This window comes from Brevundimonas sp. (assembly GCF_036399195.1).
GTDB lineage: Bacteria > Pseudomonadota > Alphaproteobacteria > Caulobacterales > Caulobacteraceae > Brevundimonas.
On sequence record NZ_DASWNO010000282.1, the window covers coordinates 1 to 1,506 of the forward strand.

The 1,506-nt window shown below is 67.1% G+C and carries 1 protein-coding gene; it reads left to right on the forward strand.

Annotated elements, in window-relative coordinates:
• Positions 1–1,506: polyribonucleotide nucleotidyltransferase (gene pnp / locus VGB60_RS12300; RefSeq protein WP_331038540.1), on the forward strand; the 1,506-nt coding region annotated here is incomplete at both ends.

Sequence of the window (1,506 nt, forward strand, 5' to 3'; positions counted from 1 at the left end):
GGATTTCTTCCCGCTGACCGTCAACTACCAGGAAAAGACCTTCGCCGCCGGCAAGATCCCGGGCGGCTATTTCAAGCGTGAAGGCCGTCCGACCGAGAAGGAGACGCTGGTCTCCCGCCTGATCGACCGCCCGATCCGCCCGCTGTTCGTCAAGGGCTTCAAGAACGAGACCCAGGTCGTCGTCACCGTGCTGCAGCACGACATGGAGAACGACCCCGACATCGTCGGTCTGGTCGCCGCCTCCGCCGCCCTGACGATCTCGGGCGTGCCGTTCATGGGCCCGATCGGCGCCGCGCGCGTCGGCTACATCGACGGCGAGTTCGTGCTGAACCCGACCCTGGACCAACTGCCCGACAGCCAGCTCGACCTCGTCGTGGCCGGCACCCAGGACGCGCTGATGATGGTCGAGTCCGAAGCCAAGGAGCTGTCGGAAGAGATCATGCTGAACGCCCTGATGTTCGCGCATCGCGGCATGCAGCCGGTGATCGACGCCATCATCGAGATGGCCGAGCACGCCGCCAAGGAGCCGTTCGACTTCACCGCCGAGGACCACTCGGACGTCGTCACCCAGATCCAGTCGCTGGTCGGCGAGGACATCAAGACGGCCTACACCCACGCCGGCAAGTACGAGCGCCGCAACGGCGTCGATGTGGCCAAGAAGGCCGCCGCCGCCAAGCTGGTGAAGACCGACGAGAACCCGGACGGGGTCGACTCGGCCAAGTTCGGCGCCGCCTTCAAGGAGTGCGAAGCCCACGTCCTGCGCCGCGACATCATCGACAACGGCCACCGCGTCGACGGCCGCGCGCTGGACAAGGTCCGCGACATCGTCTCGGAAGTCGGCCTGTTCCCGCGCACCCACGGCTCGGCCCTGTTCACCCGCGGCGAGACGCAGGCGATCGTGGTCGCCACCCTGGGCACCGGCGAGGACGAGCAGTACGTCGACGCGCTGAGCGGGACGTACAAGGAGAAGTTCCTGCTCCACTACAACTTCCCTCCCTATTCGGTCGGCGAGACCGGCCGGATGGGCGGCGCGGGCCGTCGGGAAATTGGTCACGGCAAGCTGGCCTGGCGGGCGATCCGTCCGATGCTGCCGTCGGCCGAGGAATTCCCCTACACGATCCGCATCGTGTCCGAGATCACCGAGTCCAACGGCTCGTCCTCGATGGCTTCGGTCTGCGGCGCCTCGCTGGCGCTGATGGACGCGGGCGTGCCCCTGAAGAAGCCCGTCTCGGGCATCGCCATGGGCCTGATCCTCGAGCCGTCGGGCGAGTTCGCCATCCTGTCGGACATCCTCGGCGACGAGGACCACCTCGGCGACATGGACTTCAAGGTGGCCGGCACGCGTGACGGCATCACCTCGCTGCAGATGGACATCAAGGTCGCGGGCATCACCGAAGAGATCATGCGCAAGGCGATCGCCCAGGCTTCGGCCGGCCGCCTGCACATCCTCGACGAGATGGACAAGGCGATCGACGGCGCGCGCACCGAGCTGGGCGAGTTCGCGCC